The organism is Acinetobacter sp. YK3 (genome assembly GCF_001729365.1).
Taxonomy (GTDB): domain Bacteria; phylum Pseudomonadota; class Gammaproteobacteria; order Pseudomonadales; family Moraxellaceae; genus Acinetobacter; species Acinetobacter vivianii.
The window spans coordinates 1-4,530 of the sequence record NZ_LZPJ01000043.1; the positions used below are offsets into that span (position 1 = coordinate 1).

Here is a 4,530-nt window from a genome sequence, read left to right on the forward strand (position 1 = left end):
TTAAATATCAGAGAAAATATTTAAGAAAATTGATTCTGGAACAGGTTTTTAATAAAACTGTAATATTTAAAAGTCAGTTATTTTAGATAAAATAAATAACTGACTTTAATCGTATAATTTTCTTTTTTATGATTTTGAGGCTTGTGTTGGTAAGCCTGCAATCAGCTTGACAAAGTTCTGGTAAAGCGTGGACTGTTGATTTGGCGTGTATACAGAGCGCTTAATGTTACCTTTGTCGGTTTCTATCAAAAGTTCAACATTCTGAGCTTTTCTTAACTCATAGAGAAACGAGCTTGGAACAATAAAGCTATTGGAAGAGCGTCTTGGGATTAAGCGGTTAATATTTTTTTGTTCAGTTGGGCCCACAGGTTGGTAGGCGAAAGATCGCCCATCAATCAGGAAGGTGATGCTTTTGATATCGTAATAGTCATAACTGCTGTTGAGCACAGTTTCGACTCTTAATTGCTGTTTTTGTTGTTTATCCCATTCAACAAAAACATTGGGACACAGTTCATTGGCTTTACAGTTCAGCGAACCTGCTGTTGCAAGATTATCTAATGTGGCTGGTGTTGAAGAGTCTGGTAGAGTTGAACAACCGCTCATAGCGATACACAGGCTAAGCAGGCATAAAGTTTTATTCATTTTTCATTCTCTCTTGTATGAATCTTTCATGATTAACGATGGAGTTGCGGTCCAAGAAATGCAAACGGTTTGGTGACCTTGAATTGTTGGGTTGCATCACCGGCAAAAGTATTCTGTTGATCTTTTCCAAGATCAAGTTTGCGGGTTAAACCATCTTTAAAGTTAATTTTCTTTAAATCTACCCAGAACACGTTTGGCGAAACTGCTGATTCAAAGAAATAGAGTTGCTGTTTATGATCAGCAACTGTTCTCCAGCGTGTTGAGGAAATATTCGGTTCTTCTGCTGTATTTAAACCATATGGCACGGATGCATTACGAATTACACTAAAGACCGAGGCAAGGGCATCTTTAGGATCGTCATTTTTAGGAATGGCATTGATATAGAAAGAGGCACGGGCGAAACGGTCAGACGCGCGATTGGTACCAGGTAGCATCACAGTTCCACCAATTTGTTGCCAATACGTATTAAGCGCAAGTTGCTGGTCAAAGGTCGGTGAGTTGGTCATAACCTGATATTTTTTATCATGGTGAATGACTTGTTTACCGCCAATATACTCAATAATTGCACTGTCTCCAGTTTTATCTGAAATCGATAAATGTAAGGTCGTAAGACGTTGCTCACCAGGTACACTGTCAGTAATTAGGTCAAAAGGTTCTTTTTCTAACGCACTGACCGCCTCGGCAACAGTCGCATAATTATCCAGTACATATTGAGCCCAAGCGGAAATGCTGAGTTGAGGTTTATTCGAATGCTTGGTGTCTGGATATTGAGATTCGACCAGCCATAGCACATTTGCGACCAAGCCGGCTTCATTCATGCCATCTGTTGTTGAAATGTCGTAACCAGTGGCGATCACACTGCCATACTTGGCTTTCCATTTCAGTGATTTGGGGCCTGCATTGCTGTCTCTTATCACATTGCTGGGTAGAATCCAGAGGTTAGTACCAACATCTACTTTCCAGTCCATTGATCGGGCAGTAATGATATGGTTGTTATTTCCTAGATAAACTGCACGAGTACAGGCATGGCTCGTCTGAAGGATCAGAGAGGTCGCGAGAAAAGAAAAACCTAAAATTTTTTTAAACACAAGTGGTACTCCTTGCTGTTATATAAGCATGATTTCTATTCAATGTTTTTGTAATGAATTAAATTTAGTCTATTAAAAAAATTATCTTATTCAAGCAATAAAATGTAATCAATATAAAAAGTAGGGATTTATTTTTTCTTGATTCTCATAGAGGTAGCTCGATAGGGAAAAATCTTCTCTATCGGGCCAGATGTTGGAGAGTATATGGTTTAATTTGGCGGTAATAACATCACAATCGCATTGTTGAGCAAGAGTGCGATATCTTCCAGAATTTCCGCTTCATTAAAACGTTCATCCAGTAATAGGCTTTCACCATCTGCAATTTGTTTTAAATAAGGCATGAATGCTGCTGAAATACAAACCGTATCGCCATTTGCCCAGAATTCAAAAGAGTCGCCCTGTTTTCTGTAAAGCAATCTTGAAGCAGGCTCTAAAATAATCTGGTAATCCGCGCCAATCACTTCAGCCACATCATTCGCATCCACTTCTTCTGGTTCAGGAATGTTATTTGGATAGCTTGCTTCACTCATGTAGGCCATGATCGCAGAATCAAATTCAGGCGCTTGGGTGAGGTAGTCTAATAGTTGAGTTTTTAAATAGGCAAACTCAGTGCTATTAATTTCACCCAGATGTGCAGTCTGTTGACGTGCGATATCTGCCAATGGATTCTTGAGTGAGGTATTTTCTGCGAATTTATCACTGACCTGATCAATCATCTCTGACAGATTGGGCATACGGAAACCAAATGAGAAGGTTAAGCAATCATCTTCTGCAACGCCGTAATGCGATAAGCCAGGTGGTACATAGAGTAAGTCGCCTGGTGCGAGTACTTCATCAAACTGCACATCCATTTCAGCTAAAAGCTTTAATGGTTGATCTGGAATAAACTGGGTTGATTCGTCACACATTTGACCTAATTGCCAACGACGATGGCCATGACCTTGTACCAAGAACACATCATAAAAATCGAAGTGTTTTCCAACCGAACCGCCTTTTGGTGCATAAGACACCATGATGTCATCGCGACGCCATTGCGGGATAAACGGAAATTTTTTCCATAACTCAGCAATATCGAATGAGTAATGATCAACTGCTTGAACCAACAGTGTCCATAGATTCGGTAATTTCTGGAAGTCGCCTTTGGTTAGTGGCGCTGATTTAACATGCCACTCATTTGGATTTTTATTTTTTTGACGAATCAGGCGGGCAGTGACGTGTTCTTCTAATGCAAGCTCTTGTACATCTGCTGGCTCTAAAAGGCCAATAATTTCAGGCATGGCATTACGAACCAGTAATGGTTTTTTTTGCCAATATTCATTAAGAAATTGTTCTGCGGTAATGCCGCCGAGTACCGCTAAAGATTGAGACATGGGAAATGAAACCAACAACATTTAAATTGGTGTGTATTGTCCCTTGAGTTGAATGTTGGTGCAAGTCTTGTATAAAACCAAGAGAAACGCTAGAAATCAGCCTTAAAAATTAAAGAATGTACTTAATCTTGATCAATTGGACGCGTATTCGTTCACAGTCTTTCAAAAAAACAGTATGCTTAACAGGCGAAAAGGAGCATACATGTATCAAGTACTGGCAAGAAAATACCGTCCACGTAATTTCAATGAGTTAGTGGGGCAAAACCATGTTTCTCGTGCTTTAACCAGCGCACTGGAACGTGGCCGTTTGCACCATGCATACTTGTTTACGGGTACGCGTGGCGTTGGTAAAACCACAATTGCCCGTATTTTAGCCAAATGCTTAAACTGTGAAACAGGTGTAACGTCGACGCCGTGTGAAGTATGTACTACATGTAAGGCGGTGAATGAAGGCCGCTTTATCGACTTGATTGAAATCGATGCGGCATCACGGACCAAAGTAGAAGATACTCGTGAGTTACTCGACAATGTTCCTTATGCACCAACGCAAGGTCGTTTCAAAGTCTACCTGATCGATGAAGTGCACATGCTTTCAACGCATTCATTCAATGCCTTGTTAAAGACTTTGGAAGAGCCGCCTGAACATGTCAAATTCCTGTTTGCGACCACAGATCCACAAAAATTACCGATTACCGTCATCTCGCGCTGCTTGCAATTTACCTTGCGTCCTTTGGTCGTCGATGAAATCACGGAACATTTAACCGCGATTTTAAATAAAGAACATATTGAAGCGGATCAGGATGCGATTTGGCAAATTGCCGAGTCTGCACAAGGCTCTTTACGTGATGCATTGTCATTAACAGATCAGGCGATTGCCTATGGTCAGGGCGCCGTACATCATCAAGATGTCAAAGATATGTTGGGCCTGATTGACCGAACTATTATTTATGACCTGATTTTGGCGATTCATCAAAATCAGCAAGCGCGTGTGAGTCAGTTGCTGTTGCAATTTAGACAGCAAGCTCTCGATGTGTCTCTGGTTCTGGATCAACTGGTTTCAACCTTACATGAACTGGCTTTATTGCAATATTTACCAGATCTTGCACTAAAATATAGTGAAGAAATTAATCAGAAAATTTTGCAGCTTTCGAAGTCAATTTCTGCTCAGGACTTACAGCTTTATTATCAAATTGCCTGCAAAGGGCGTGCTGAGCTACAACTTGCGGTGACGCAGGAGCAAGGCTTTGAAATGACGGTGTTACGCTTGCTTGCGTTTAGACCGATGAGCTTAAATGAAGTCACTGTAAGTGCAACGCCAGTTACCCAGATTGCAGCACCAGCAGTTCAGCAACCAGTACAAAATTTAAATACAGAAAATCAGCTTGCGGTTCAGCTAGAAGCAGTTAGTGTTGAACCTGAACCTGAACCTG

At 40.8% G+C, this 4,530-nt stretch carries 4 protein-coding genes; 1 reads left to right on the forward strand and 3 read right to left on the reverse strand.

The genetic code is table 11. From position 1 onward, the window contains the following. Positions 1-126: 126 nt before the first annotated feature. The 3 genes from A9Z07_RS04475 to A9Z07_RS04485 all read right to left on the reverse strand — a co-directional run bounded on the left by A9Z07_RS04475 (position 127) and on the right by A9Z07_RS04485 (position 3,100). Entirely contained in the window at positions 127-642 is a 516-nt protein-coding gene (locus A9Z07_RS04475) for a hypothetical protein (protein ID WP_069577203.1), read from the reverse strand. A 32-nt stretch (positions 643-674) separates the two neighbouring features. Continuing rightward, positions 675-1,730, reverse strand: coding sequence for a linear amide C-N hydrolase (locus tag A9Z07_RS04480; protein ID WP_005257195.1), 1,056 nt, complete (start codon positions 1,728-1,730; stop codon positions 675-677). Positions 1,731-1,939: 209 nt separating this feature from the next. Further along, positions 1,940-3,100: a cupin domain-containing protein gene (locus A9Z07_RS04485; protein ID WP_069577205.1), complete on the reverse strand. Its 1,161-nt coding sequence runs from the start codon at positions 3,098-3,100 to the stop codon at positions 1,940-1,942. Positions 3,101-3,302: 202 nt separating this feature from the next. Between A9Z07_RS04485 and dnaX the strand changes: the two genes are divergently transcribed. Next, positions 3,303-4,530 (forward strand): DNA polymerase III subunit gamma/tau (gene dnaX, locus A9Z07_RS04490; protein ID WP_069577209.1); only part of this gene is annotated, 1,228 nt, incomplete at its 3' end.

What these genes read in the sequence shown, in the direction of transcription:
- A9Z07_RS04475 (WP_069577203.1), bottom strand. Translation starts at nt 642, where the DNA reads ATGAATAAAACTTTATGCCTGCTTAGCCTGTGTATCGCTATGAGCGGT.
- A9Z07_RS04485 (WP_069577205.1), bottom strand. Translation starts at nt 3,100, where the DNA reads ATGTCTCAATCTTTAGCGGTACTCGGCGGCATTACCGCAGAACAATTT.